The sequence below is a fragment of the Candidatus Poriferisocius sp. genome, from assembly GCF_965204145.1.
In the GTDB taxonomy this organism is placed as follows: Bacteria; Actinomycetota; Acidimicrobiia; order Acidimicrobiales; family Bin134; genus Poriferisocius.
Window position 1 is genome coordinate 2,494,793 of sequence record NZ_OZ241977.1, and the last position, 25,760, is coordinate 2,520,552.

At 66.6% G+C, this 25,760-nt stretch carries 25 protein-coding genes and 1 tRNA gene; 6 read left to right on the forward strand and 20 right to left on the reverse strand.

Annotated elements, in window-relative coordinates:
* Nucleotides 1-31: 31 nt before the first annotated feature.
* From ACOGI7_RS11485 to ACOGI7_RS11525, 9 genes are all read right to left on the reverse strand, one after another.
* Nucleotides 32-373: an FtsB family cell division protein gene (locus tag ACOGI7_RS11485; RefSeq protein ID WP_419848898.1), complete on the reverse strand. Its 342-nt coding sequence runs from the start codon at nt 371-373 to the stop codon at nt 32-34.
* Nucleotides 370-1,662, reverse strand: coding sequence for a phosphopyruvate hydratase (eno, locus tag ACOGI7_RS11490; protein ID WP_419848899.1), 1,293 nt, complete (start codon nt 1,660-1,662; stop codon nt 370-372). Before eno ends, ACOGI7_RS11485 begins: the two co-directional genes overlap by 4 nt.
* 110 nt (nt 1,663-1,772) lie before the next feature.
* A complete protein-coding gene (locus tag ACOGI7_RS11495; protein WP_419848900.1) occupies nt 1,773-3,095 on the reverse strand; it encodes a MazG nucleotide pyrophosphohydrolase domain-containing protein in 1,323 nt (440 codons plus the stop codon).
* A gap of 48 nt (nt 3,096-3,143) precedes the next feature.
* Nucleotides 3,144-6,620 carry a transcription-repair coupling factor gene (mfd, locus tag ACOGI7_RS11500; protein ID WP_419848901.1) on the reverse strand — a complete coding sequence of 1,159 codons (3,477 nt, stop codon included), beginning with the start codon at nt 6,618-6,620 and terminating at the stop codon, nt 3,144-3,146.
* Nucleotides 6,621-6,659: 39 nt separating this feature from the next.
* Nucleotides 6,660-7,271, reverse strand: a complete 612-nt coding sequence (gene pth, locus ACOGI7_RS11505) for an aminoacyl-tRNA hydrolase (protein ID WP_419848902.1) — start codon at nt 7,269-7,271, stop codon at nt 6,660-6,662.
* 19 nt (nt 7,272-7,290) lie between these two features.
* Nucleotides 7,291-7,980 (reverse strand): 50S ribosomal protein L25, encoded by a 690-nt coding sequence (locus tag ACOGI7_RS11510; RefSeq protein WP_419848903.1) that lies wholly within the window; start codon nt 7,978-7,980, stop codon nt 7,291-7,293.
* Nucleotides 7,981-8,028: 48 nt separating this feature from the next.
* Complete coding sequence (locus ACOGI7_RS11515) at nt 8,029-9,009, reverse strand: ribose-phosphate diphosphokinase (protein ID WP_419848904.1); 981 nt, start codon at nt 9,007-9,009, stop codon at nt 8,029-8,031.
* A gap of 4 nt (nt 9,010-9,013) precedes the next feature.
* The gene (locus ACOGI7_RS11520) at nt 9,014-9,979 is read right to left on the reverse strand and encodes an NTP transferase domain-containing protein (protein WP_419848905.1); all 966 of its coding nucleotides are present in this window, start codon (nt 9,977-9,979) and stop codon (nt 9,014-9,016) included.
* 53 nt (nt 9,980-10,032) lie between these two features.
* Nucleotides 10,033-10,105, reverse strand: a tRNA-Gln gene (locus ACOGI7_RS11525).
* Between the two features lie 112 nt (nt 10,106-10,217).
* On the opposite strand from ACOGI7_RS11525, the gene ACOGI7_RS11530 reads away from it, so the two are divergent.
* Entirely contained in the window at nt 10,218-10,319 is a 102-nt protein-coding gene (locus tag ACOGI7_RS11530; protein WP_419847603.1) for a 30S ribosomal protein bS22, read from the forward strand.
* Nucleotides 10,320-10,371: 52 nt separating this feature from the next.
* On the opposite strand, the gene ACOGI7_RS11535 is transcribed toward ACOGI7_RS11530, so the two are convergent.
* From ACOGI7_RS11535 to ychF, 8 genes are all read right to left on the reverse strand, one after another.
* A complete protein-coding gene (locus ACOGI7_RS11535; RefSeq protein WP_419848906.1) occupies nt 10,372-11,073 on the reverse strand; it encodes a 4-(cytidine 5'-diphospho)-2-C-methyl-D-erythritol kinase in 702 nt (233 codons plus the stop codon).
* Nucleotides 11,073-11,891: a 16S rRNA (adenine(1518)-N(6)/adenine(1519)-N(6))-dimethyltransferase RsmA gene (gene rsmA, locus ACOGI7_RS11540; protein ID WP_419848907.1), complete on the reverse strand. Its 819-nt coding sequence runs from the start codon at nt 11,889-11,891 to the stop codon at nt 11,073-11,075. Before rsmA ends, ACOGI7_RS11535 begins: the two co-directional genes overlap by 1 nt.
* Nucleotides 11,888-12,634 carry a TatD family hydrolase gene (locus tag ACOGI7_RS11545; RefSeq protein WP_419848908.1) on the reverse strand — a complete coding sequence of 249 codons (747 nt, stop codon included), beginning with the start codon at nt 12,632-12,634 and terminating at the stop codon, nt 11,888-11,890. The genes rsmA and ACOGI7_RS11545 overlap by 4 nt, the downstream gene beginning before the upstream one ends.
* 2 nt (nt 12,635-12,636) lie before the next feature.
* Nucleotides 12,637-14,136 carry a methionine--tRNA ligase gene (gene metG / locus ACOGI7_RS11550; protein ID WP_419848909.1) on the reverse strand — a complete coding sequence of 500 codons (1,500 nt, stop codon included), beginning with the start codon at nt 14,134-14,136 and terminating at the stop codon, nt 12,637-12,639.
* Nucleotides 14,137-14,176: 40 nt separating this feature from the next.
* Nucleotides 14,177-14,641 carry a VOC family protein gene (locus ACOGI7_RS11555; protein WP_419848910.1) on the reverse strand — a complete coding sequence of 155 codons (465 nt, stop codon included), beginning with the start codon at nt 14,639-14,641 and terminating at the stop codon, nt 14,177-14,179.
* A gap of 48 nt (nt 14,642-14,689) precedes the next feature.
* Entirely contained in the window at nt 14,690-15,517 is an 828-nt protein-coding gene (gene rsmI, locus ACOGI7_RS11560) for a 16S rRNA (cytidine(1402)-2'-O)-methyltransferase (RefSeq protein ID WP_419848911.1), read from the reverse strand.
* Nucleotides 15,518-15,544: 27 nt separating this feature from the next.
* Nucleotides 15,545-15,895: a DUF192 domain-containing protein gene (locus ACOGI7_RS11565; protein WP_419848912.1), complete on the reverse strand. Its 351-nt coding sequence runs from the start codon at nt 15,893-15,895 to the stop codon at nt 15,545-15,547.
* Nucleotides 15,896-15,967: 72 nt separating this feature from the next.
* Nucleotides 15,968-17,044: a redox-regulated ATPase YchF gene (gene ychF / locus ACOGI7_RS11570; protein WP_419848913.1), complete on the reverse strand. Its 1,077-nt coding sequence runs from the start codon at nt 17,042-17,044 to the stop codon at nt 15,968-15,970.
* 124 nt (nt 17,045-17,168) lie between these two features.
* On the opposite strand from ychF, the gene ACOGI7_RS11575 reads away from it, so the two are divergent.
* Nucleotides 17,169-17,579: a thiol-disulfide oxidoreductase DCC family protein gene (locus ACOGI7_RS11575; RefSeq protein ID WP_419848914.1), complete on the forward strand. Its 411-nt coding sequence runs from the start codon at nt 17,169-17,171 to the stop codon at nt 17,577-17,579.
* Here the strand turns inward: ACOGI7_RS11575 and ACOGI7_RS11580 are convergent.
* The 3 genes from ACOGI7_RS11580 to ACOGI7_RS11590 form a co-directional block, all read right to left on the reverse strand.
* Complete coding sequence (locus ACOGI7_RS11580) at nt 17,557-18,306, reverse strand: hypothetical protein (protein WP_419848915.1); 750 nt, start codon at nt 18,304-18,306, stop codon at nt 17,557-17,559. The two genes, ACOGI7_RS11575 and ACOGI7_RS11580, sit on opposite strands and share 23 nt — an antisense overlap.
* 12 nt (nt 18,307-18,318) lie before the next feature.
* A complete protein-coding gene (locus ACOGI7_RS11585) occupies nt 18,319-19,461 on the reverse strand; it encodes a ferritin-like domain-containing protein (RefSeq protein ID WP_419848916.1) in 1,143 nt (380 codons plus the stop codon).
* Nucleotides 19,462-19,536: 75 nt separating this feature from the next.
* On the reverse strand, nt 19,537-20,274 hold the full coding sequence (locus ACOGI7_RS11590; RefSeq protein WP_419848917.1) for an SDR family NAD(P)-dependent oxidoreductase: 738 nt from the start codon (nt 20,272-20,274) through the stop codon (nt 19,537-19,539).
* A gap of 104 nt (nt 20,275-20,378) precedes the next feature.
* Here ACOGI7_RS11590 and ACOGI7_RS11595 point away from each other — a divergent pair, with 104 nt between their 5' ends.
* The 4 genes from ACOGI7_RS11595 to ACOGI7_RS11610 all read left to right on the forward strand — a co-directional run bounded on the left by ACOGI7_RS11595 (nt 20,379) and on the right by ACOGI7_RS11610 (nt 25,760).
* Nucleotides 20,379-21,614: a BMP family ABC transporter substrate-binding protein gene (locus ACOGI7_RS11595; protein ID WP_419848918.1), complete on the forward strand. Its 1,236-nt coding sequence runs from the start codon at nt 20,379-20,381 to the stop codon at nt 21,612-21,614.
* 99 nt (nt 21,615-21,713) lie between these two features.
* On the forward strand, nt 21,714-23,258 hold the full coding sequence (locus ACOGI7_RS11600; protein ID WP_419848919.1) for an ABC transporter ATP-binding protein: 1,545 nt from the start codon (nt 21,714-21,716) through the stop codon (nt 23,256-23,258).
* A gap of 34 nt (nt 23,259-23,292) precedes the next feature.
* Nucleotides 23,293-24,453, forward strand: a complete 1,161-nt coding sequence (locus ACOGI7_RS11605; RefSeq protein ID WP_419848920.1) for an ABC transporter permease — start codon at nt 23,293-23,295, stop codon at nt 24,451-24,453.
* On the forward strand, nt 24,450-25,760 hold the full coding sequence (locus tag ACOGI7_RS11610; RefSeq protein ID WP_419848921.1) for an ABC transporter permease: 1,311 nt from the start codon (nt 24,450-24,452) through the stop codon (nt 25,758-25,760). The genes ACOGI7_RS11605 and ACOGI7_RS11610 overlap by 4 nt, the downstream gene beginning before the upstream one ends.

Consider the following 25,760-nt stretch of genomic DNA (forward strand, 5'->3'; position numbering starts at 1 on the left):
ATAGGCGCACGCCCGCCATTGGCTCAGGCCCCTATCCGCCCAAGGAGCTCACCAGGGCGTTGAGAGGCCACAGGTCGGGGACCTTGACCGGCTCCGGGGCCGGGGGCAGCATGGCGTAGGCCTCCTCGCCGGGGTACACCAGGTTGTACTCCGAGCGGGCCAGGCGCTCGATCTCCTCGGGCTGCGTGAGCACCTCCATGCGATCGCGCAAGGCCTCGTTCTCTTCGTACAGGGCGTCCAACTCAGCCTGGACCTCGGCGATGGCAGCGCTCTGGTCCATGAACGTCCGGGTGGGGAACACGGCGTAGAACAGCGCGACAAGGATGACGAGCACGATCACCAGCGGGACCAAGGAGCGGCGCAGGGCGATCACTCCCCGGCCTCCGCGGCGGTCGCCAGCGCTTCTGCGCCCCGGTAGGCGGCGGCCTCTCCCAGCTCCTCCTCGATGCGCAGAAGCTGGTTGTACTTGGCCACCCGGTCGCTGCGAGCCGGTGCGCCGGTCTTGATCTGGCCACAGTTGGTGGCCACGGCCAAATCGGCGATGGTGGCGTCCTCGGTCTCGCCGGAGCGGTGCGACATCACCGAGGTGTAGCCGGAGGCGGTGGCCAGCTCCACGGCCTCCAAAGTCTGAGTCAGCGTGCCCACCTGGTTGACCTTCACCAAGATGGAGTTGGCCACGCCCAGCTCGATCCCTCGGGCCAGCCGCTCGGTGTTGGTGACGAACAGGTCGTCGCCCACCAGCTGCACTCTCCCGCCGAGGGCCTTGGTGAGCAGCGCCCAGCCGTCCCAGTCGTCCTCGGCCATCCCGTCCTCGATCGACACGATGGGGTAGGCGTCGCACAGCTCGGTCAGGTAGGCGGCCATCCCGGAGGAGTTCAGCGACCGGTCTTCTGAGGCCAGGCGGTACTCGCCATCGGCGAAGAACTCGGTGGAGGCCACATCCAGGGCCAGGGCCATGTCGTCGCCCGGGGTCAGCCCGGCAGCCTCGATGGCGTCCACCAGCACCGCCACCGCGGCCTCGTTGGAGTCCAAATCGGGGGCGAAGCCGCCCTCGTCGCCGATGCCGGCCGACAGTCCCTGCTCCACCAGCAGGCGGCGCAGGTGGTGGTAGGTCTCGGTCCCCCATTGCAGAGCCTCGCGGAACGACGCCGCCCCCACCGGCACCACCATGAACTCCTGGAGGTCGATGTTGTTGGCCGCATGAGCCCCGCCGTTGAGCACGTTCATCATGGGCACCGGCAGCACGTGGGCGTTGGCCCCGCCGACGTAGCGGAACAGCGACAGGCCGCTGTCGACGGCTGCGGCATGGGCCGCCGCCAACGACACGCCCAACACCGCGTTGGCTCCCAGGCGGCTGAGACCGTCGGTGCCGTCCAAGTCGATCATCGTCTGGTCGAGGCCGCGCTGATCAGCGGCGTCGAATCCGACCACGGCATCGGTGATCTCGTCGTTGACCGAGGCCACGGCACCGGCCACGCCCCGGCCCAGATACCGGTTGCCGCCGTCGCGCCGCTCCACCGCCTCATAGCGGCCGGTGGATGCGCCGGAAGGCACGATGGCCCGGCCGGATGCGCCGGACTTCACCATCACCTCAACCTCAACCGTAGGGTTACCCCTGGAGTCGAGAACCTCGCGGGCGACTATGCGTTTGATCGCGCTCAATTGCCGAATCTTTCAGGGTGTTCCTGGTCCATCGTCTGTTGCTGATGTGGCTGAAGTTGTAAAAATAGACGAAAAATTGCCGAATTACCAGAGACAACGGCAAATTACAATCAAGAAATTTCAGCAATGCGAATTTGGTCTCCGACGGCGTTTGCGAACACTCGGAGCTCTGATTCGGCATCCAAACCGGCTGCCTGAGCAGCCAAAACGGCATCATAGAGGCGTCCGGCCACCGTGGTGGTGTCCACATCGGGCTCCACTCCCACCGAGCGGGCCTTGTGGATCACCTTGTCGGCGAACAGCAGTGCGGGCAGCCCGGGAGGAATGCCGTCCATTACCGATGACCGCCCCTTCTGATCCCGCTTGATGGCCTCCCAGTTGGCCAGCACCTCCTCGGCATCTTCCACCTCGACCGGGTCGGAATCGGCGGGGCCGAACACGTGGGGATGGCGGGACTTGAGCTTGTCGTGAATGCCCTGGGCCACATCGGCCAGGGTGAACTGGCCGGCCTCAGCGGCCAGCACTGAGTGGAACACGATCTGATAGAGCAGATCGCCCAACTCCTCCTCCAGCTCCTCGTAGCCCGACACGCTCTCCGGGTCCACCCCGTCCAAGGCTTCCAGCACCTCGTAGGTCTCCTCCAGCAAGTGGCCCCGCAGCGACTGGTGGGTCTGCTCTTGGTCCCAGGGACAGCGGCGGCGCAGTTCAGTGGCCAGATCAGCGAACCGGGCCATTTCCTGGGCGATGGGCGCACCCAGCCCGGCCACATACAGCGAGGTGAGGTGGTCGGGCGCCACCGCATGGTCGAGGTCGGCCCAGGCCACCTCGAAGACGCGCTCCTCGGGCAGCCCCAGACGCTGCAACACCATCACCGGTTGGTTCACCTCCCCCGCTCCCGAGCGGTCGAAGGACGCCAGGGCAGCCAGCTTGATGTCGCTCAATACGTGGGCGGCGTCGCATTGGGCCACCAGCAGCGGCCCGCGCTCCCCGGCGGCGTCCACCGCGAAGCGGCGCCCGTCCACCAACCGAACCCCGGCCGCCAAGGGGTCGATGCCGAGCCGGTCCCACGCCAGATCGACGAACGACAGGCCGGCCAGCACCTCGATCTCCACCCCGGGCATCGACCGCAGCAGCTCCACCGTTCGCTCAGCCACCAGCGGGGATCCCGGCACGGCATAGAGCACATGGCCTTCGGCACCCCCGGCCTCCGCATCGGACGCCAAGCGGTCGGCGATGGCCCGGTAGACCTCTTCGAACGACGAGGCCCGGTCGTAGACCTCGTCGAACGACTCGGCCGGGTCCACCGCCGCCGCGGCGGGATGGCGGCGGGTGCGGACGAAGCGGCGGCTGGTCTGGCTGATGGCGTCGCGCACCGCCCCGGTGATGAGCTCGGGGCCAGCCGGTCCCAGACCAGCGACGATCACCTTGGCCATGGCGTCCTGCCTATCACGATGTCGCTGCCTCCCACATCGCCAACCCGATCACGAAGCCGCGGCCTCGGCAGGCTCGTCGTCGGGAACCAGATCGCGCAGGGCGGCGATCACGGTCTCGGTGGCCGCAGCGGCCGATCCCACCGGGAGGGTCAGCAGCCCGGCGGCCTCGTGATAGGTGGCTTGCGGGTAGAGGCGCTCCAGACGGACCCGGCGGCTGGGCCGGAGCCTCACCGGGTTGACCCGGGCCACCCATTTCGGACCGCCGAAGCCGGGGCCCTTCACCACCGCCACCTCCCGAACCCCGGTGCGCAGGCACTCGCACCGCAGCCGGGCCACCACCAGCAGCGTCAGGGCCACCTCGGGAATCGGCCCGTAGCGGTCGACCCATTCGGCGGCCACGTCGTCCACCTGCTCGGGGGCCTGGCAATCGGCCACCCGCCGGTAGGCCTCCAGCCGCAGCTCCTCTTTGGGCATGTAGTCGGCGGGGATGCCCGCAGCCTGGGGCACATCGATGCTGATCTCCACCGGCTCGGGCGGGGTCTCGCCCTTCAGCTCGGCCACTGCCTCTGTGACGAGCTGGCAGTACAGGTCGTAGCCCACCGCGGCGATGTGGCCCGACTGGCCGGTGCCCAGCATGTTGCCCGCGCCCCGGATCTCCAAGTCCCGCATGGCGATCTTGAACCCCGATCCCAGCTCGGTGGCCTCGCCGATGGTCTTGAGCCGCTCATAGGCCTCCTCGGTGATCACTCGCCCTTCGGGGGTGAACAGGTAGGCGTAGGCCCGCGCCCCGGCGCGGCCCACCCGGCCCCTGAGCTGGTGGAGCTGACCCAGTCCCAACAGATCGGCCCGGTCCACCACCAGGGTGTTCACGGTGGGCATATCGATGCCCGACTCGATGATGGTCGTACACACCAGCACGTCGTAGGCCCGCTCCCAGAAATCGATTACCACCTGCTCCAGGGTGCCCTCGTCCATCTGTCCGTGGGCCACCGCAATGCGGGCCTCGGGCACCAGCTCCCTCAGGTCGGCAGCCACGTGGTCGATGCTGGCCACTCGATTGTGAACGAAGAACACCTGGCCGTCTCGCAGCAGTTCCCGGCGGACGGCCTCGGCCACCGGGCGCTCGTCGTAGGCGCCCACATAGGTCAAGATGGGCTGGCGGTCGGCCGGCGGCGTGTGCAGGAGCGTGAGGTCGCGGATGCCGGTGAGGCTCATCTCCAGGGTCCGGGGAATGGGCGTGGCGGTCAGGGTGATCACGTCCACATCGGACTTGATCGACTTGATGGACTCCTTGTGGGTGACCCCGAAGCGCTGCTCCTCGTCCACCACCAGAAGCCCCAGATTCCGAAAGGCGACATCGTCGGACAAGAGGCGGTGGGTGCCGATCACCACGTCCACCGATCCGTCGGCCAACCCGTTCACCACCTTGCGGACCTGGCCGGGCGACAGGAACCGGCTCAGCGCCTCGACGCGTAGCGGATAGCCGGCGAACCGCTCGTTGAATGTCTGATAGTGCTGCTGGGCCAACAGCGTGGTGGGCACCAGCACCGCCGCCTGGGTGCCGTCCTGGACGGCCTTGAACACCGCCCGGATAGCCACCTCGGTCTTGCCGAAGCCCACATCGCCGCAGATCAGCCGATCCATGGGCAGGGGCTGCTCCATATCGGCCTTGACCTCGGTGATGGCCTTGTGCTGGTCGGGGGTGAGCTGGTAGCCGAAAGCCGACTCCATCTCGGTCTGCCAGGGTGTGTCGGGGGAGAACGCCCGACCGGCGGTAGTGATGCGGCGCTGGTACAGCACCACCAGCTCCTTGGCGATCTCGCTGACCGCGGAGCGCACTCCGCTCTTGGTCCGCTGCCAGTCGGCCCCGCCCATCTTGCTCAGCGTGGGCGACTCGCCCCCGGAGTAGCGCCGCACGGCGTCCACCTGGTCGGTGGGCACGTACAGCTTGTCGCCGCCCCGGTACTCCACCAACAGGTAGTCGCGGCTGACTCCGCCGATGGTCCGGTTGACCATGCCGCAGTAGCGGCCCACACCGTGATGGCGATGGACCACGTAGTCGCCCGCGGCCAGATCGTCGAGCTCGGCGGCCGACGACTGACGGAGGCGGCTGCGCCGGTGGGCCCGGCGACGACCGGTGAGGTCGGCTTCGCCCAGCACGGCCAGCCGGGAGTCGGGCAGCACAAAGCCCCGCTGGACGGGTGCCACCACCACGCACCCCCCGGAGTCAGAAGCGTCTCCGAGACCAGAACCCTGCTCAGTGCGAATCGGGAGATCCACGCCGTGCTCGCGCAACAAGGCCGTGGACCGGGAAGCCGATCCCGCCCCGTCGGCGGCCACCCGCACCCGGTAGCCCTCGGCCAACAGCCGGGACACCTGCGTCACCGGGGCCGAGGGATCACCGATGGCCGAGGCCCATCCAGCCACTGCAACCACCGGAGTGGACGGCCCGGCCGGCACCGCGGTCATGGTCCACACCGGCGACGCGCAGTCGGTCAGCAAGCGGTCGTAGTCCACGTGGAGCCGGGGAAACTCCTCCCCGGTCGCTCCCCAAGTCTGAGCCAGCGCTCTGGCCAGATCGGCTTCCTCAACAGCAATGTCGGCGGCCCGCTCCCGCAACCGCCCCGGCTCCAGCAGCACCACGAGGGCGTCAGCACCAAAACGGTCGGTGATGATCTCGTCGGTGTCGATCAGCCACGGCAGCCACGACTCCATCCCGTCGAAGAACTGGCCCTCGGCCAATCGCTCCCACTGCTCTCGGCCCCACGGGCTGGAGGCCACCAGCTTTTCCGCCGCGGCCCTCACTGCCGGCACCGGCCTCACCTCCCGAGCAGGGAATATCACCGCTTCTTCCCGCGGGTCGGTGGCCCGCTGGTCGGCCACCGAGAACTCGGTGAGCCTGTCCACCTCGTCGCCCCACAGGTCGATGCGCACCGGACTGTCGGCGGTGGACGGGAACACGTCGACTATGGAGCCCCGCACCGCGAACACCCCCCGGTGCTCCACCTGCACATCGCGCCGGTAGCCCCGGGCAGCCAGATCGGCCACCAGTCGCTCAAGATCGACGCGGTCACCTGACGCCACCTTCACCGGCTCGGCGTCTTCGGAACCGAACACCAGGCGCTGGAGCAGGGCCCGAACCGGGGCTACCAGCACCGGTGGACACCGAGACAGATCATGGAATTGCCAGATGGTCTGGCAGCGCCGTCCCATCGTCTCCACACCGGGGCTGACCCGCTCGAACGGCAGGGTTTCCCACGCCGGGAACAGGGCCGCTCCACCGTCGACCATGACCGACAGGTCGCCAGCCAACCGCTCGGCGTCGGCGGAGGTGGGGGTGGCCACCACCACCGGACGGCGGCCGCTCAGTTCGGCAATGGCGGCCAGCACCGCAGCTTGGCCCGATTCGGCTACTGCCAGTGAGGCGTCGCGTCGTCCGAGCACGTCGATTACCGCCGGCTCGGAGGCCAATAGTCGCCCAAGGCCGGCCAAGCCCGGACCGGCAGCAACCGCGGTGGCGGCCATCAGTTGAACCTGTTCATCATCGGCCAAACCTGCTCACAGTCAGTTGAACCTGTTCATGACGGCATCTACCGGGTCATCCAGCAGGGCCAGCGCGGCTTCGGCCGCCCGCTCCACCGCATCGTCCAGCAAATCCCGGTCGGCCCGGCCCGGCCGCTTCAGCACATAGTCGGCCCCGGCCTGGGGATTGGGGGGCTTGCCCACCCCGATGCGGATACGGGTGAATTCGGCGGTGCGGAGATGGGCTTTGATAGATGACAAGCCGTAGTGGCCCGCCAATCCCCCGCCGTGCTTCACCTTGATCCGTCCTGGGAGCAAATCAAGCTCGTCGTGGATCACCACCAGGCGATCCAAATGGTCGGCGATGCTCCAGCGGCGCACCAGCGCCCGCACCGCCTCACCAGACTTGTTCATGAACGTCTGGGGAAAGGCCAGCACTACCCGTTGGCCGTCCACCCTGATCTCGGTCACTAGCGCCGCTTCCCGGCTCTTGCCCAGCGACTGCCCGTGGCGGTGGGCCAGCAGCTCCACCACCTCGGCGCCCACGTTGTGGCGGGAACCCGCAAACTTGTCGCCGGGGTTGCCCAACCCCACAATCACGAGATCGGCCGGGGTGTCGGTGTACTTCTTGCGGGATCGCCAGCGGGAAGGCACGGCGACGGGCGCCGAACGGCTAGCTCTCGGCGTCTTCGGAGGCGTCAGCGTCGGCTTCGGCCTCTTCGTCGGCGTCCTCGCGAACAATCGGCTGGCCGTCTTCATCCAGCTCGACCTCGAGCTCTTCATCGACCTCGGGCTCTTCGATCTCGATGACCCGTATCGAAGTGCTGGCAACTAGCTCTTCGGGGTCGCCGGCCAGCTCCACGCCTTCAGGCAGTTCGAGGTCGCCGGCTCTCACCGTGTCGCCCATCACCATCTCGCTGATGTCGATCGACAGCTCGTTGGGAATGGCCTCGGGCTTGGCCAACACCCGGATGGTGAAGGCGGCCTGGTCCACCACCCCGTCTTCGTTGGTCACCGCGGTGGCTTCGCCCTCCAGCACCATCCGGACCTCCACCTCCACGGCGACGTCGGCATCCACCCGGATGAAGTCCACATGGATGACCTCGTTGCGCACAGGGTGGTGCTGCAACTCCTTGATCAGGCTGAGCTGGCGGTCGCCTTCCACGTCCAAGGTGAGCAGAGCGTTCAGGCCGGCTTCGGTGTTCAGGGCCGACCGCAGCTCGCGGGCGTCCACTGCTACCGATACCGACTCCCCGCCGAGTCCGTACACCACGCCGGGAACCCGCCCGGAACGGCGCAGCCGGCGAGACGGGCGGGTTCCCATCTCGCGTTGGGTATCGGTCTTCAAGATCAGCTCAGCCATAGCGCAACCAGAAATGTTACCGGGCCACCGACCTAAACGGCTAAGCCACTACGAGAGGTTCTTGCCGCCGAAGATCTCGGAGACGGAGGTGTCTTCGAACACGGCGTCGATGGCGTCGGCGATGATTCTGGCCACCGACAGCACCTCGATCTTGTCGATCTGCTTTTCGGGCGACAGGGGCAGGGTGTTGGTGATCACCACTTTGGAGATCACCGAGTTCTTGAGCCGGTCGATGGCCGGGCCGGAGAACACGCCGTGGGTGGTGGCGGCGACGATGTTGGCCGCTCCCCGGGCGGCCAGCGCGTCGGCCGCAGCCACGATGGTGCCCCCGGTGTCGATCATGTCGTCGATGAGCACGCAAGTGCGGCCCTCCACATCGCCCACCACCTCAACGACCTCCACCGCGTGCTTCACATCCTTGGCCCGGCGTTTGTGGACGATGGCCAGGTCGGCGTCCAGCTCGTTGGTGTAGCGCTCGGCCACCTTCACCCGGCCGGCGTCGGGTGACACGATCACCAGTTCGCCGTTGAAGTCCTTGAGATAGTCCACCAGCACCGGCATGGCGGTCAGGTGGTCCCAGGGGCCGTCGAAGAACCCCTGGATCTGCCCGGAGTGGAGATCGACGCTCAACATGCGGTTGGCCCCCGCGGTGCGGAAGGTGTTGGCCATCAGCTTGGCGGTGATGGGCTCGCGGCCGGCGGCTTTGCGGTCTTGGCGGCCATAGCCGTAGAAAGGGCACACCGCGGTGATGCGCTTGGCCGAGGCCCGCCGGGCGGCGTCCACCATGATGAGGTGCTCCATAACAGCGTCGTTGATGGAGGCGTCGCCGTGGGCGGTGTGGCTCTGGACGATGAATACGTCGGTGCCCCTCACCGACTCCTCGAACCGGCAGTGGATCTCGCCGTTGGCGAAGTCGGCGATGTTCGGCTCCACCAACTCCTCATCGAAGGCCTCGGCAATCTCAGCAGCCAGGTCGTGATTGGCCCGGCCCGAGATGATGGCCAGCTTCTTCTTGGTGACAAGTTCCATAGATTCAGTTTCCTTGAGTCGAAGCGGGCGGGATCTGAGCGCCAGGCTCCAGTGTGATGTACGCCCCCACTTGGGCATCGGCCCCGATTTCGGCATCGGTGGCCGACACCGCCTCTACCACTGCTCGGGGACCGACCACGCAATCCACCAAGTGGGTATGGGGGCCGATCACCGCACCTTCGCCAATCACCGTTTGACCTCTGAGCACCACGCCGGGGTGGATAACCACATCGGGGGTCAGCTTCACGCTGATGTCGATGTAGGCGCTGTGGGGAGCCATGATGCGCACCCCGGCGACCATCCAGTTGCGGTTGATGCGCTGGCGCATCTCCGCCTCGGCGAAGGCCAGCTGCTCCCGGTCGTCCACCCCTTGGGCCTCCGACTCGTCGATGGCAAAAGACCCCGAGTCGTGGCCCGCGGAGGTAAGCACTTCGACGGCGTCTGCGAGGCTGTACTCACGCCCCGAGTCGCTGCCGGCCAGCCGGCGCAGGGCCGGGGACAGCAGGCTGCGGCGGAAGCAGAAGAGCTCAGCGCGCCCTTCGGCAGCGGTGGCCACGGTGGCCGCCGACCCGGAGAGCCGGTGCTGGGCGGTCAGGCCCCGCAGCGTCTGGCCCTGGATGAGCGGCATGTCGGCCGAAACCACCAGCACGTCCTCGTCGTCGACATCGCTGTCCAGCGCCGCCAGGCCCAATGCGGCGGCATCGGCAGTGCCCCGCTGCACGGGCTGTTCGACGAAGTCGATCCGCAAGTCGAATGCCTCCTCGGTGACATGTTTGGCCACCTCTTCGGCGCCATAGCCCACCACCACGGTGATTTGGCGGGGGTTGGCCGCGACCAGGGCGTCGATGACGTGGAGCAGCATGGCGCGGCCGCACAGGTCGTGAAGGGGCTTGGGCCGCCCCGACCGCATGCGAACGCCCCGGCCCGCAGCCAAGACCACCGCAGACAGGGGCAGGAAATCAGTCGTCATGAGTTCAGCGGGTCAACCCGCTCTCGACATTCACGTCTGTATTTCTAGCGCGGCTGGCGAGGCAGGACTCGAACCTGCAACCTCCTGGTCCAAAGCCAGGCGTTCTGCCACTTGAACTACTCGCCAAAGAGCCCTTTGCTTTGCAGTCACCAGGCACCAATTTCAGGCTACTCCATGACTGCCGGGTGGGCTCTCGGGTTATTGATGAGGGCGCTCACCGGGCTAGCGTGGTCGCACCATGGGATCTTTGATCAAAAAGCGCCGCAAGCGGATGCGCAAGAAGAAGCACAAGAAGATGCTCAAGCGCACGCGTTTCCAGCGGAGAGCCCGCGGCAAGTAACTTTCGCCTTCTCGTTTCCAACGGCGGGCCCGGGGCAAGTAGCCCCCAGCTCTCACCCGCCGGCCGGGACGGTGCCCACCACGATGCGGTCCTCGCCGGGGTAGGCGCCCTCCACAAACCAGGTAGAGCCGCTGCCGGCCAGCCGCGCCGTCTGACCGGTGGCCCGCTCCAGCGCTCGGCGGTACTGGTCGAGGCGAGGTTCTACTTCCAGAGCAGCAGGCTCCAGATCGTTGCCGTTCGAACCCTTTGGACCCCCCATCTCGTCCCAGCAGCGGTACACCGCCGGCGTGGAGCAGCCGAACGGGGGCATGAGCAGGGTGAGCGTTCGAGGGATGTGCTCCAGCGGCTGTACGAGTTCGCCGATGCCCTGGATACGAGCCCGTCCGCCGACCAGGCAAAAGGGGACGTCAGCCCCCAGCTGGGCTGCCCCTTGGACATCGGTGTAGCCGGCCCAGCGGAGGATGGCGGCGGCGTCGGCCGACCCACCCCCCAGTCCGGCCCCCGTCGGAATCTGCTTGCTCACGGTTACCCGGGCGGTACGCCCCACCAAGGCCAGCGCTCGGGTGATGAGGTTGTCGTCGGGGTCAACCTCGCCGCCGCCCTCGATGACCACCCCGTGGCCCGCTTCGATCGACAGAGTGTCGGCCAGTTCGAGCGACACCATCTCCGCATCGATCAAGTGGTACCCGTCTGATCGCACGCCGGTGATGCGCAACGACAGCGTGAGCTTGGCCCGAGCCGTGAGCGTGGTCATCAAGACGAGGCTACGGCAGCCAACTCGGCCCAGTCGGCGAGGGTGAGCTGCTCGGGGCGGGCGGTGGGAGAGATGGTGGTTTGGGCGAAATGCTCGGGGGATACATGACCGTCCAGGGAGCGGCGCAGCATCTTGCGGCGCTGGCCGAAGGCGGTGCGGACGAGGAAGAACAAGCGGTCGGGGTCGGCGTCTACCGCCGGGGCTGGCAACCGCTCCAGCCGCACCACCGCGGAGGACACCCGTGGTCGGGGGTAGAACACCGTGGCGGGCACCGAGCGGACGATGCGGGCCTCGCACCAGTAGGCCACTTTGAGGGTGGGTATGCCGTAGGCCTTGGTGCCTACTGAGGCCACTAGGCGGTCAGCGACCTCCTTTTGGACCATGACGGTGAAGGTCTCGATGCGGGGCTCGCTGTCGAGCAGGTCCAAGAGCAGTGGGACGGCGATGTTGTAGGGCAGATTGGCCACCAGCGCCCACCGCTGGCCGGGGGCACCGAGCTTGGTCCGCCACTCAGTAGTGGTGGCATCGGCGTGGACGATTTCGATGTTGGGAGCTTCGGCGGTTTCGGCCAGCGGGGCCAGGATGTGGCGGTCGGCTTCGACGGCCAATACATGTTGGACCTCGGCAGCCAGCGCCCGGGTGAGGGAGCCGAGACCGGGGCCGATCTCCACCACTGATTGATCGGGAGCCAGCTCAGCAGCCCGGACCATCGCCGCGATGGTGTTGGGATCGACCACGAAGTTCTGGCCCATCGCCCGGCTCGGGGCCAGGCCGTGGCGGTCGAGCAGATCCCGCACCTGATTGCGGGTGAGGGTCACGCGTCGAGCCGGTAGAAGACGGCAGCGTTATCCCAGGTGTGCTCGGCCACCGTCTCGGGGGGCACACCATGGACTCGGGCTAAGGCCTCCCCCACCAGGGGAAGGTTGGCCGGCACGTTGGGCTTGCCTCGCAGCGGGACGGGGGCCAGATACGGCGAGTCGGTTTCCACCAGCAGGCGGTCGAGAGGGCACAGTTCAGCGGCGGCCCGCACATCGTCGGCGGAGGGGAAGCTCACGATCCCGCTAAACGACAGGTAGGCCCCCCTATCGAGCGCGGCCCGAGCCTGGTCAGGCCCGCCGGTGAAGCAGTGGAACACCGTGCGCTCGGGCACCCCGCCTTCATCCAGGATGGCGAAGGTGTCGTCCCATGCCTCCCGGGTGTGGATCACCAGCGGCATCCGGTGCCGGTGGGCCATCTCGATGTGGGCTGCGAACACCGCCTGCTGGTCGGCGGGGGGCGAGTGGTTGTAGTGGTAGTCGAGTCCGGACTCCCCCACCGCCACCACCCGGTCAGCTCCCAGCAGCTCCTCGATGCCGTCGATGCCGTGGCGGGCCTCGTGGGGGTGGACCCCTACCGTGGCCCACACCCGGTCGGAGGCTGCGGCCTTGGAGATCGCGGCGATTGAGGTGGCGACATCGGTGCCTATGTCGATCATGCGCTCCACCCCGGCATTGGATGCTTGGGTGACCGTGGCTTCGAGGGTGTCCGACTCCAAGTGGCAGTGGTTGTCGATCCAGCGCACCTTCAGCCCTTAAGTCGGGGAAACAGCGGATCGCCTCCGGCCACCGGCAGGCCACCGGGATACTGTCCCCACACCGCGGCTGCGGGAAGCCGCTGATCGAGAGGGGAGCCGTCGAGGCCCAGTCGGGTCCACGCTGCCTCACAAGAAGTGGGAATGGCCGGACTGGCCAGCACACACACGATGCGCAGAGCCTCGAGGGCGTTGCCCAGCACCGTGTTCACCAACGGCCCGGGGTCCATCTTCCACGGCTCGGTGGCCTGCAAGTACTCGTTGGTTTCGCGGATGAGGCGCCAAGTGGCCTCCAGGGCCACCGACGGCTGAAACCGGTCCCAGGCCGCGGCAGCATCGGCGTATACCTGGGCGGCGATGTCGGCCAGCGGGTGGTCGGGGTCGGGCGCAGGGCCGATCCCGTCGCACTTTTGGTGAACCAGCGTGGAGGAGCGCTGCAACAGGTTGCCGAAGTTGTTGGCCAGATCGGTGTTGTAGCGGTGCTGGAGGGCTTCGTGGCTGACCTCGCTGTCGGGGCCGAATGGCGTGTCCCGGAGCAGGGAGTAGCGGAAGCCGTCCACACCGAAGTCTCCGATGAGGTCGGTGGGCGAGATTTGGTTGAATGCCGACTTCGACATCTTCTCCCCCCCCACCAGCAGCCAGCCATGCACGTGGTAGTGGGGCAGGTCCTGCACTCCAGCGGCTAGGAGCATGGCCGGCCAGTAGACGCAATGGAAGCGGATGATGTCCTTGCCGAGCAGGTGGCGTACCGACGGCCACCATGCGGCAAACCGCTCATCGTCGTTCCCGTAACCGGCCGCGGTGGCGTAGTTGGTGAGCGCGTCGTACCACACATAGAACACGTGGCCCTCGGCCCAGGGCACGGGGATGCCCCAGTTGATGGAAGTGCGGGTGATGGATATGTCCCGCAAGCCGCCCCGAATGATCCCCAGGGCCTCGTTGCGGTAGCCCTCGGGGGTGATGTTCTGGGGGTTGGCCTCGAACCACTCCAGCAGCGGCTCCTCGAACTCGGAGAGCTTGAAGAAGTAGTTCTCCTCGGTCATGCGCTCTACCCGGCCCGACTCGACGTCGGATTCGGTTACGTCTTCTTCGGAGACATAAGCCTCGTCGGACACCGAGTACCAACCGTCGTAGACCGCCGAGTAGATGTAGCCGTTGTCGTAGGCCCGCTGCATGAGCGTCTGCACCGAGCGGTGGTGGCGGGCCTCGGTGGTGCGGATGAACTCGTCGTTGGCCACGCCGAGCTCGGCCCACGCCTCCCGGAAGCGCTGGCTAGTGCCGTCGGCCTGCTCCAGGGGGGATAGGCCGTTGGCCTCCGCCGCCCGCTGCACTTTGAGGCCGTGCTCGTCGGTGCCGGTCAAGTAGAAGACGTCGTCGCCCAGGAGCCGGTGCCAGCGGGAAACGGCGTCACCGTTCAAAACGGTGTAGGCGTGGCCGATGTGGGGCGCGTCGTTGACGTAGAAGATCGGGGTCGTCAGGAAGTAGCGCGACACCGCTTCACACTACTTTCCTCGGCTTGCTGATCCCGATGTGTTACTCCCCGAACATCTCCGCCGAGCGGCGGGCCATCTCGTCGGGGGACACATCCTCCACGTGGGTGGCTACGTGCCAGCGGTGGCCGAACGGGTCGACGAGCATGCCGCCGCGGTCGCCATAGAACTGGGTTTCCACCGGCCGCTCAGCGGTAGCGCCAGCAGCGACCGCTTTGGCGTAGGTGGCGTCGGCGTCTTCCACGTACACGCTGATAGTGACCGCGGTGCCTCCGATGGACTTCGGTCCGAGCACTCCCATCTCGGGGTACTCGTCGGACACCATGATGAGCCCGTCGCCGATGGCCACCTCGGCGTGGCCGATCATGCCGCCGGGCGCGGCAATCCGCATGCGCTCGGTGGCATCGAACACTTCGACCATGAAGTCGATGGCCGCAGCCGCGCCATTGACGCACAGATAGGGGGTGATCCGGGGATAGTCGTCGGGAATGGGCTTGACGTTGCTCATGGGGACTCTTTCGTCAACGGGCAGAAATGCGCGCGATCTTGAACCCGGTCAGTCTCTCAGACTGAGCTGATAGGCAGCACGCCGGGACACGCCGAGGTCGGCGGCCACCGCGGCAGCGGCATCCCGACGGGACAGCCCATCGGCCAGCAGCTCGTCCAGTGCCGCTCTAATCTGGGATTCAGAGGGCGGTGCAGGATCGGGGCAACCGGCCACCACCAGCACGTACTCCCCTCGGGGCTCAATGTCCTCGACCCTGGCAACGGCATCAGCCAAGGTTCCCCGCCAGATCTCCTCGTGCAGCTTGGTCTGCTCCCGCACAATGGCCACGACCCGATCTCTATCCAGGGCAGAGGCCAAGTCGCCCAAGGTGCGGGCCAGCCGGTGCGGCGCTTCGAACAGCACCATGGTGCGGGATTCCCGGGCTAACTCCTCGATGCGCTCGGCCCGCGGACGGCCCTTTTTGGGCAGAAACCCCTCGAAGCAGAAGCGCCCGGTGGGCAAGCCGCTCACCACCAGGGCAGCCAATGCGGCCGACGGCCCGGGCACGGCCTCCACCTCACCCCCGATCTTGAGGGCCGCTTTGACCACCTTGGCCCCCGGATCGGACACCGCCGGGGTACCGGCATCGGTAACCAGAGCCACCATGTTCCCGTCGACGAGCAGTTCGGCGATCTCGGCCGCACTGGCCTTCTCGGTGTGCTCGTTCACCACCAGCAAGCGGGGAGCGCTCACCCCGGCATGGGCCAGGAGTCGCCCGGTACGGCGGGTGTCCTCGCAAGCCACCACGTCAGCTTTGGCCAGCACCTCCACAGCGCGCGGGGACAAATCGCCCAGATTCCCGATTGGGGTGGCAACCAGAATCAGCCTTCCAGTCATGCTTCCTCCCCGGATGTATGAGTTTGTCTATCCCCTACCGCTGTCAGCAGTCTGCCTCACCTGAAGGCGATCGCCAGGTTTTATTCCCCATCGGGCGAACGATCCAGCTTCGGCCTCCAGCACGGCCCGAGCCCGCCACACCGGCAGACCCACTCGAAAACGGGCCATGGTGGCTGTTTTCAATACCACTAGATCGCGGTCCAGGTAGGCCACGTCGATGGGAAACCGCATACCCAGGGTGTGTACCGAGAACGCCGGTCGCAGCAGCAGGGCACGGTCAAACTCGTCGCGGCCCAACAGCCCCAAGGCCCGCTCCCGCCAGCCGGTGGCGAACTCCACGGTGGCCAGCACCCGGTCGTCGCAGACGAGCCACGCCATCCCTTGATTTTCCAACTCCGACGGAGATTGTTCAAGAGAGAGTTGTGGTTTCCAAGAGGATTTGGGCATCCACTAGACGTTGAAGCGGATCTCCATGACGTCGCCGTCGGCCACCAGATAGTCGCGGCCCTCGGTGCGCATCACGCCAAGCTCCTTGGCCTTGGTCCAACCACCCGCATCCAGCAGCTCTTGCCAGCCGATCACGTCGGCTCGGATGAAGCCCCGCTGGAAGTCGGTGTGGATGCGGCCCGCGGCTACCGGGGCGGTGGCCCCCAAGCGGAAGGTCCAGGCCCGGGTCTCCTTGTCGCCGGTGGTGAAGAAGGTCCGCAAGCCCAGCAGATCGTAGGCCGCATGGGTGAACCGGCCCAACGCCCCCTCCCCCAGTCCCAGGCCATCGAGCATCTCAGCCCGCTCCTCGGCGGGGAGCTGGGCGGCCTCGGCCTCGAGCTGCACGCACACCGCCATGACCCCGGCCCGACCGTCCAACTCGGCGGCCACTGGCTTGATCACCGAATCGGCCGTGTCGAGCTGATCTTCGCCGATGTTGACCACCGCCAGCACCGGGCGGTTGGTGAGCAGGAAGCTCTCCCGAAGATTGATCCGCTGTTCGGCCGTCAGGTCGCTGCGGTATATCGGGACGCCCTCTCCCAACACGTCGGCGGCGGCTTCCAGCGCGGCCACCTCACCAGCCAGCGACCGGTCTTGAACGGCGGATTTGCGCCGTTTGACCAGCCGATTCTCCACCGACTCCAAGTCGGCTAGCGTCAACTCGATCTCCAGCACCCGCAGGTGCTCCAGGGGGTCGGTGGGACCGGGCACGTCGGGATTGACAAAGGCCCGGAGGACGAACACCACTGCGTCCACTTCTCGGATGCCGGCAAGGAAGCGGTTGCCCAGCCCCTCGCCCCGGCTGGCCCCCTCCACCAGGCCCCCGATGTCGATGAATTGCACGCTGGCCGGTGTCACCGTGCGGGAGCCGCTGAGCTCGGCGATGGCGTCAAGGCGGGGGTCGACTACCTTGGCCACCCCCACGTTGGAATCGGTGGTGGCGAAGGCGTACGGAGCGGCCAGCACGTCCGACCCGATCAGGGCGTTGTAGAGGGAAGACTTGCCGGAGTTGGGCAATCCGACGAACCCGAAGCGCTCCACGGGTCGTTCACGCTACCTGGAGTCGGTAGTCTTTCTAGAGACGCGGAGGTTCGAATGTCGAAGCGCACCCAAAAACGCAAGGCCCGAGCGCGGCGCAAGAAGGCCAATCATGGGCGGAAGCCCAATGCCGGCCGCAACAGCTGATTCTCACCCTCCCTCTCCGCCCATCTCCTCGGGCATCTTGGTCTACGACGGCGACTGCGGGTTCTGCACGGCAACGGCCCGCTGGGTGGAACGCCGACTAAGCAACGACTGCCGGGTGATCCCCTCGCAGCAAGCCGATTTGGATGCCCTCGGCCTCACCGACGAGGCCGTGACCCGCTCGGCGTGGTGGATCTGCCCCGACGGCACCCGCTGGGACGACCACCGCAGCATCGCCGGCGCGCTCGGGGCCATGGGCGGCCCTTGGCCCGCAGTGGGCCGGCTCATGACATTGGGACCGATCAACCCGCTGGCCCGCGGTGTGTACCGCCTGGTGGCCAACAACCGCTACCGCATCCGCTGGCCGGGGGCTACAAGATGCGATCGTCGGTGAGATGGCCGTGGCGGGCGGCGACGTTTTCGAACTGGGGCGCTGAATCCCGCTCGTAGACCTGAGCGGCAGGGCCGCTGCGGTAGTTGAGAAAGCGATAGCCGGCGGGGCCGGCGGTGATGCGGTAGCGGACGTTGGCGGGAATGCACAGGATGGCCCCCGGTTCGGCCTCCAGCGATCCCAGAGAGATGCTGCCGTCGAGCAGATAGATGATCTCGTCCTGCGAGTGGTGGTGGGAAGGGCCTTGGCTAGGGGTGTCGCGCCCCACCTGAAGCAATGTCAGCGGGGTGGACTCCCAGGTGGAGTCGGAGAACCAGGTGGCGTGGGTGCCAGCCGGATCACCGCTGAAGCCCCAGCCGCGGGGACCGAACACATGCACGCCCCGTCCAAACACCCCCACCGGGGCCGTCGAGCCGAACCGGACGAGCTGGCAAACCCCGACCGAGGTGAGCACGGCTCGGGCCCCCTGCTCCACGATCACCGCGCCCCCGGGCGGACAGCAGCCCGCCCGTCGGCCGTCGGCCCTGTATTCGACGACATCGGTCTCGCCCGCAGCCACATACACCGCCTCGTCGCCGTCAGCCGGGGCCCACGTCAACCCGCCTCCTGGCTCCAAATCGAGCACTTCGATCCACAGGCTGTAGCCGTCGGGGCTGTGGCGACGCGAGGTTCCGCCAGCAATCGATTCGGCGACCACTTCGGCCAGCGGCGTCAGGCTCAGCTTGGCCATGCAACCATGGATCTACGCTGAGACCGCGGCGACCTCTTCGACTTGGAAGTCCTCGTACTCCTCGCCGGTGTCCACCCAGTCTTCGAACTCGATGACGTGGATCTCCTCGAACCGGCGCCGCAGCCAGCCATCGCCCGCATCGAGCAAGCCGAGCTTCTTGCAGTTGGGAACGATCTTGGAGAACAGGATGTTCTGGAACGGCTTCTGGTCGGCGGGCAGCGACAGGAAGTTCTCCACCATGGGCCGCACCGGCACCCCCATGCGCTCCCACACCTCTTGGGACAAGAACCGGTCGCGCATCCGCACCGCGGCCTCGAAGGCGAACTCCTGGCGCTCGCGCAACTCGGGCGTGGTCAGCTCGCTGTAGAACTCCTGGAGGCTGAGCACGCCGAAGGCCACGTGGCGGGCCTCATCGGCCATCACATAGCGGAGGAGCTTCTTGAGCAGGGGCTCGGGGGTGAGCTGGTACATGAAGCCGAAGGCGGCCAGGGCCAAGCCCTCCACCATGATCTGCATGCCCAGGTAGGTCATGTCCCAACGGCTGTCGTTGATGATGTCGTCGAGCAGCAGCTTGAGGTGGACGTTGATGGGATAGGAATCGCCCAGCTTTTCGTCGAGGTACTTGCCGAACACCTCCACATGGCGGGCCTCATCCACCACCTGGGTGGCGGCGTAGTACTTGGCGTCGATCCACGGGACGGTCTCGACGATCTTGGCCGTACACAGCAGCGCGCCCTGCTCGCCGTGGAGGAACTGGCTCATGCGCCACTTGAAGGTCTCCAGGGAGAACTCCCGCCACTCGGCCTCGCCCCAGTTGGCGGTGGGCAGATGGGGCCTGTCCTCGCGCTCAAACTCTGCCGAGAATTCGGATTCTGTGAATATGGAGAAGGCCTCGTAGGGATCGACCTCGATCGACCAGTCCAGGTCGGTTTGGGCGTTCCATTGCGACGTCTTGGCCTTCTCGTAGAGGCGCTCCAGCTTGGGCCGGGCCCCCTTGGCATAGTCCCAGGTGAACAGGGCGTCGCTGTTGTCTTGAACCGCGTGGATCACCGAGGTGACGTCGCTGTTTGTCCGCGAGATGTCGATGATGGTGTCGATGTCGTTGACGTCGGCGCGGCCCAAGATTTCCGCGTCGGTGCGAGCAGACGGAGCCATCTCTTCCTCCTCAGCCGCCCTTGGCTGATGCGGCTCTTTGAATGATACTCCCCACCGATCGGAATGGGACTTCGCTCACTCGAGCGAGTTGAGACCCTCGATAACCACACCGGCGGCTGCTCCCCCGTCCACCGGCAAATCGATGCCGGTGATATGGGATGCCTCGTCGGAAGCCAGGAACAGCGCCGCGGCGGCGATTGTCTCCAGAGGGACCTCACCGGGGATCCCCCGATTGGCCGAGTAGGCCGCGGTCTGGTCCATGAACGACATCATCTGGTCGAACCACTGGGAGTACATGGCCGGGTTGCCGCCCGCGGGGCACACGTTGTTGACCCGGATGCCCGACCGGCCCAATTCCAGGGCCGCGCAGCGCATCAGCCCCCCGAGGCCGAACTTGCTGGACCCATAGGCGGAAATCCCGTTCATGCCGATAAGCCCGTCGATGGAGCTGATATTGACGATCGAACCGCCCCCGGAAGCCCGCATCGGCCCGACCACCGCACGCATGCCCAAAAACGGCCCCACCAGGTTCACGTCCAGCACTTGGCGGTAGGCCTCGGCCGAGGTGCGCTCGATGGGCCCCATGTGCAAGATGGCGGCGTTGTTGACCAGCACGTCCACCTGGTCCATGCCGCTCACCACCTCGTCCCAGTGGGCCTCGTTGGTCACGTCGAGTTTGACGATTCCGTCCCCATCGGCAATGTCGGTGGCCACCACCGCTGCTCCTTCATCCCGGAACATCTGCGCGATCACCGACCCGGTACCCCGGGCCGCGCCGGTGACGATCGCTGTCTTTCCTTCAAGTCTCGACATGGCCCCAGCGTAGACACTTCGAGTCGTCAGTCCGACACTGTGGTTGTCACCGTGCTGGACTAGCCTCGTAAGTCCAATCACCGGCATCAGACGGAGGGGTTCAGATGCGCAAGAAATTCATGGCTTTGTTCGCCCTGCTGCTTTGCTTGGCCTTGGTGGCGGCGGGCTGCGGCAACGACGACGATACGGAATCGGCGCCGGCGCCCACCCAGGCACCGACTGAGGCGCCTCAACCCACTGAAGCACCGATGCCCGAGCCAACCGAGGCTCCGGCCCCTGAGCCCACTGAAGCGCCAGCCCCCGAGGCGCCATCCGGGGCTCTTATCAGCTTGGAAGAGGAATGCGCGGCTTGGGGTGGGATCCAGGCCCCCGATGGATTCCGAGTCAACATGGTCACCGATATCGGCAAGGTGGACGACGGCACGTTCAACCAGTTCGCCTATGAGGGCATGACTGGCGCGGCGGAGTGCTTCGGCATCGAGGACACCAGCGTGATCGAGACGGCTTCGGAGGCCGACTACGACGCCAACCTCAGCACCTCAGCCAGCGAGAACCCCGACGTGCTCATCACCGTGGGCTTCCTGCTCGGCACCGACACCATGGCGGCGGCCGACGAGAACCCCAACATCAACTACATCGGCATCGACCAGTGGCATCCCGAGTACCCGTCCAACTACGTAGGCGTGCTGTTCAACGAGCACGAGGGCGGCTTCATCGCCGGCGCCCTGGCCGCCTCGCTCAGCGAGTCGGGCGTGGTCGGCGTGGTGGCCGGACGCGAGGACGTGCCCCCGGTGGTGAAGTTCGTCAACGGCTACGAGGCCGGGGCCAAGTACATCAACCCCGATATCCAGGTGCTGTCGGTGTACAACGAGAGCTTCACCGATCCGGCCAAGGGTGCGTCTGACGCCCAGCAGTTCATCGGCGACGGCGCTGATGTGATCTTCGGCGCCGGCGGTCCCACCGGCTCAGGCGGAATCAAGGCCGCTGCTGAGGCCGGCGCGTGGGGCATCGGCGTGGACCAAGACGAGTACTACACCACCTTCAACGGCGGCACAGCGCCCGGTTCGGAGAACCTGGCCAGCTCGGCCATCAAGCGGGTGGACCTCTCGGTGTTCCGCAACATCGCCACCACCATCCAGGGCACCTTCGCCGGTGGGCCGTTCGTGCTGACCGCCGAGAACCTGGGCATCACCTACGCCCCATTCCACGACGCGGCAGTAAGCGCTGAGGCGGCCGCCAATGTGGAGATGGTGCGGGCCGGACTGGCCGACGGCAGCATCGACACCGGGGTGTGCGGCATCGACGGCCTGTTCCTGGGTGAGGGCTCACTCTGCGACTAACCGATCTCGCGATCGACAATTGAAAGGCGGCGGCTGAGCGAATTTCAGCCGCCGCCTTTCGCGAGCCGTTTCCGTCGTATGGCGTAGCCTGGTCTGCGCATGGCTCAGGCAAGCGGGGGCGCGGCACGTCCGGTGCTGGAGGTTGAGGGAATCACCAAGGCCTTCCCAGGGGTGATCGCCAACGACGACGTGAGCCTCACCCTCAACCAGGGCGAGATCCATTGCCTGCTGGGAGAGAACGGTGCGGGCAAGAGCACCCTGGTGAACATGGTGTTCGGGCTTTACCGGCCCGACCAGGGCACCATCAAGGTGCGGGGCGAAGAGGTGCACTTCGAAGACTCGGGTGATGCCATCGCCCGTGGTATCGGCATGGTCCACCAGCACTTCCAGCTCATACCAGTATTCACGGTGGCCGAGAACATCATCTTGGGCAACGAGGTCACCAAAGGAGCGTTCCTCGATCTGGACTCAGCCCGCCGCCAGATCGACAACCTGGCTCAGCGCTACGGGCTAGCCGTGGATCCCGACGCCACCGTGGGCGACCTGTCGGTGGGGGAACAACAGCGGGTGGAGCTGGTCAAAGCCCTGTTCCGCGATGCCGACATCCTGATCCTCGACGAGCCCACCGCGGTGCTCACCCCAGGCGAGGTGGACGACTTCTTCGGGGTGGTGGAGAGCCTCACCGGCCAGGGCAAGTCGATCATCTTCATCACCCACAAGCTGCGCGAGGTGCTGGCGGTGGCCGACCGCATCACCGTGCTGCGGGCTGGCCGGGTAGTGGGAACCGCCACCGCCGAAGGCGCCACCCAGCAGTCCCTGGCCAACTTGATGGTGGGCCGAGACGTGGTGTTCCGAGTGGACAAGGCCGAAGCCGATCCAGGGGCACCGGTGCTCCGGACCCAAGGCCTGCGGGTTGCCGACGACCGGGGAGTGGAAACGGTCAGCGGCTTCGACGTGGAGGTGAGAGCCGGTGAGATCTTCGGGATAGCCGGCGTGGAAGGCAACGGCCAGAGGGAGCTGGTGGAGGCCGTCTGCGGGATGCGCCCGACCGCCGGGGGGCGGGTGGAGATGCTCGGCCAGGAAACCACCGACTGGAGTCCCCGCAAGATCAACGAGCTCGGCGTCGCCCACGTGCCCGAGAACCGCAGCAAGCACGGAGTGGTGGCCCAGTACACCATCGCCGACAACCTGGTGTTGAACCGCTACCACCACCGCAAGTTCTCCCAGCGGGGGGTGCGCAACACCGCGGCCATCAACGCCGAAGCCCAAGAGCTGGTCGAGCAATTCGACGTCCGCACCCCCGGGGTTGATGCCGTCATCGACACCTTGTCGGGCGGCAACCAGCAGAAGGTGATCGTGGCCCGAGAGCTGACCGGCGACCTCAAGGCTCTGGTGGTGGCCCAGCCCACCCGAGGCCTCGATGTGGGCTCGATCGAGTTCATCCACCGCAAGATCATCGAGCTGCGCGACCGGGGAGTGGCAGTGCTTTTGGTGTCGGCCGAGTTGGACGAGATCCTGTCGCTGTCCGACCGGATCGGCGTGCTCTATCGAGGCCGGCTGGCCGGAACGGTGAACGCCGCCGACGCCACCCGGGAAGAACTCGGCCTGCTCATGGCCACGGGCTCTTCGGGAGGTCAGTCGTGAACGGGGTAGGCAACCTGAGCGCGGGAGGCCAGCGGTGAACGGCGCCCGAAACGCCAATGCCGGGATTGGGCGGGCGGCCGGCCAAATCCACCGCGTGCTCACCGAGGCGTGGCGGCTCCAGCCGCTGTACGTATCGCTCTACGCCATCTTGTTGTCGTTCGTGGTCGGCGGCGTGTTGATCTCCATCATCGGGGTGAACCCCTTCACCGCCTACTGGGCGCTGCTGCGGGGCATGGTGGGCGGGGATGACGAGATCGCGGGGTCGCTGGCCCGGTCGGTGCCGTTCATCGGGTCGGCCCTGGCTTTGGCCTTCGCCTTCCGAGCCGGGCTGTTCAACATCGGCGCCGAGGGACAGCTGCTGGCCGGCGGCATCACTGCGGCCTATGTGGGGGCGCTGTCGTGGATGTCGGACCTGCCCGGCATCGTGGCCATTCCGCTGATCCTCATCGCCGGCACGCTGGGGGGCGCCATCTGGGGCGGGATACCCGGCGTGCTGCGAACCAAGACCGGCGCCCACGAGGTGATCAGCACCATCATGCTCAACTCTTTGGTGTTGTTTGGGGTCCGCTGGATGGTGAACTCCCGCGACCCGGTGGTGCTGCGAGACACCGAGAGCACCGTTCCCCGCACCGATCCCATATCCGACACCGCGGTGCTGCCCGAACTAGTGGACAGCCAGCCCGTTCTCCACGTTGGACTGTTCGCCCTGGTGGGGATCTGTTTCGTGGTGGCCTTCGTACTCAAGCGCACCACGTTCGGGTTCGAGGTGGGCACCGTGGGATTGAACCCCCACGCCTCCCACTACGCCGGCATCAACGTAAACCGGGTGATCGTAGCCTCGATGGCCGCGTCCGGGGCGTTCGCCGGCCTGGCCGCCGCCTCGGAGATCTCGGGCACCAACGGCTTCTTCCAGCCGGGCACCTTCTTCCTGATGGGCTTTGACGGCATCGCCATCGCCCTTTTGGCCCGCACCAACCCGGTAGCCATCATCGCCGCGGCCCTGCTGTGGGGATCGATGCTGTCGGGGGCGCCGCTGATGCAGCAGGAAGCCGACGTGTCCATCGACGTGGTGCGGATCATCCAGGCCATGGTGCTGTTGTTCGTGGCCGCTGACGCCATCGTCCGCTACCTGTTCCGGGTGCGCGATCTCGACCAGAGCCCGTTCAAGGCCACCTCCATTGAGGGGGCGGTGTGACCACCGTGGAGCACGCCGCGGGCATGGCCCGAACTACGGGGCGCGCTCGGCTGGACCGCCAGACGATTACCGGGGTGGTGTTCGGGCTGTTGGGGGTGGCGCTGATCGCCGGGGTGGCCCCCGCCATCAGCAGCACCAGCCGCCGCTTCAACTTCGAACCGCCCCCCGACCCGGCGGGAATCGGATTCCATCCCCCGACGTGGGTGATCGCCATCGGCGTGCTGTTCCTGCTCACCGCCGCGCTGGGATTCACCCCGCCCGAGGCCCGGCGGTGGGCCAGCCCCGCCCGGCTCCTCAGCGCGCTGGCTCTGATCCCGCTGGTCCTGGTGCTCAGCCTGGCGCTTTCCGACAACCCCAGCACCAACATCGTCAACCTGTTCAATGAGTCGCTGGTGTTGGCCACACCGCTTGCCTTGGGATCGATGACCGGACTGTGGTGCGAGCGCTCGGGCATCATCAACATCGGCATCGAGGGCACCATGCTGGCCGGGGCCGGCATCGGCTACATGACCTACGCCACCATTGGAGATGCCCAGTCCACCTGGTGGCTGTGGTTCTCCATCCTCATCTCGGTGCTGGCCGGCGGGCTGGTGGCCGCCCTCCTCGCCGTGCTGTCCATCCGCTTCGGAGTGAACCAGATCGTGGGAGGGGTGGTGATCAACCTGTTCGCCCTAGGGCTGACCGGCTTCTTGCGCTCGGAGGTGATCGTCAAGAGCGGCATCACCACCGGGGTGGGAACCTCCGAGTTCGGCTTGCCGTTGCTGTCAAAGATCCCGGTGATCGGCGACCAGATCTTCCGAGGCCAGCCCATCTATTGGTTGATGTATGTGGTGGTAATCGGCACCTGGGTGGTCATGTTCCGCACGCCGTGGGGACTGCGGGTGCGCTCGTGCGGAGAGAACCCCCATGCGGCAGAGACGCTGGGTGTCAACGTGGTGAGGGTCCGCTACCAGTCGGTGATCCTGGGCGGGCTCATCGCCGGTCTGGCCGGTGCGTGGTTCTCGATGGAATCGCAAGCCCGTTTTGAGGACAACATGACCAACGCGGCGGGCTTCATCGCGTTGGCCGCCCTGATCTTCGGAAAATGGAACCCGTGGGGAGCGTTCGGCGGAGCGCTGCTGTTCGGCTTCTCCCGGGCGCTGGGCACCCGACTCCAGTTCTTGGGGGTGGAAGTGAGCGGCTTTGAGATTCCCAGCGAATTCCTCCAAGCCCTTCCGTTCATTGTCACGCTGGTGGTGGTGGCTGGTGCGGTGGGCCGGTCGATACCCCCGGCGGCGGCGGGCCAGCCCTTCCAGCGAAGCAAGTAG

Excerpts from the sequence above, each read along its gene's own strand:
- ACOGI7_RS11530 (WP_419847603.1), top strand. The coding sequence starts at position 10,218 with ATGGGATCTTTGATCAAAAAGCGCCGCAAGCGGATGCGCAAGAAGAAG.
- ACOGI7_RS11590 (WP_419848917.1), bottom strand. The coding sequence starts at position 20,274 with ATGTCGAGACTTGAAGGAAAGACAGCGATCGTCACCGGCGCGGCCCGG.
- ACOGI7_RS11555 (WP_419848910.1), bottom strand. The coding sequence starts at position 14,641 with ATGAGCAACGTCAAGCCCATTCCCGACGACTATCCCCGGATCACCCCC.
- mfd (WP_419848901.1), bottom strand. The coding sequence starts at position 6,620 with ATGGCCGCCACCGCGGTTGCTGCCGGTCCGGGCTTGGCCGGCCTTGGG.
- ACOGI7_RS11495 (WP_419848900.1), bottom strand. The coding sequence starts at position 3,095 with ATGGCCAAGGTGATCGTCGCTGGTCTGGGACCGGCTGGCCCCGAGCTC.
- rsmI (WP_419848911.1), bottom strand. The coding sequence starts at position 15,517 with ATGACTGGAAGGCTGATTCTGGTTGCCACCCCAATCGGGAATCTGGGC.
- ACOGI7_RS11565 (WP_419848912.1), bottom strand. The coding sequence starts at position 15,895 with ATGGCGTGGCTCGTCTGCGACGACCGGGTGCTGGCCACCGTGGAGTTC.
- ACOGI7_RS11600 (WP_419848919.1), top strand. The coding sequence starts at position 21,714 with ATGGCTCAGGCAAGCGGGGGCGCGGCACGTCCGGTGCTGGAGGTTGAG.
- ACOGI7_RS11580 (WP_419848915.1), bottom strand. The coding sequence starts at position 18,306 with ATGGCCAAGCTGAGCCTGACGCCGCTGGCCGAAGTGGTCGCCGAATCG.
- ACOGI7_RS11520 (WP_419848905.1), bottom strand. The coding sequence starts at position 9,979 with ATGACGACTGATTTCCTGCCCCTGTCTGCGGTGGTCTTGGCTGCGGGC.
- ACOGI7_RS11510 (WP_419848903.1), bottom strand. The coding sequence starts at position 7,980 with ATGGCTGAGCTGATCTTGAAGACCGATACCCAACGCGAGATGGGAACC.
- ACOGI7_RS11515 (WP_419848904.1), bottom strand. The coding sequence starts at position 9,009 with ATGGAACTTGTCACCAAGAAGAAGCTGGCCATCATCTCGGGCCGGGCC.
- ACOGI7_RS11535 (WP_419848906.1), bottom strand. The coding sequence starts at position 11,073 with ATGACCACGCTCACGGCTCGGGCCAAGCTCACGCTGTCGTTGCGCATC.
- ACOGI7_RS11585 (WP_419848916.1), bottom strand. The coding sequence starts at position 19,461 with ATGGCTCCGTCTGCTCGCACCGACGCGGAAATCTTGGGCCGCGCCGAC.
- ACOGI7_RS11595 (WP_419848918.1), top strand. The coding sequence starts at position 20,379 with ATGCGCAAGAAATTCATGGCTTTGTTCGCCCTGCTGCTTTGCTTGGCC.
- ACOGI7_RS11575 (WP_419848914.1), top strand. The coding sequence starts at position 17,169 with ATGCCGGCCGCAACAGCTGATTCTCACCCTCCCTCTCCGCCCATCTCC.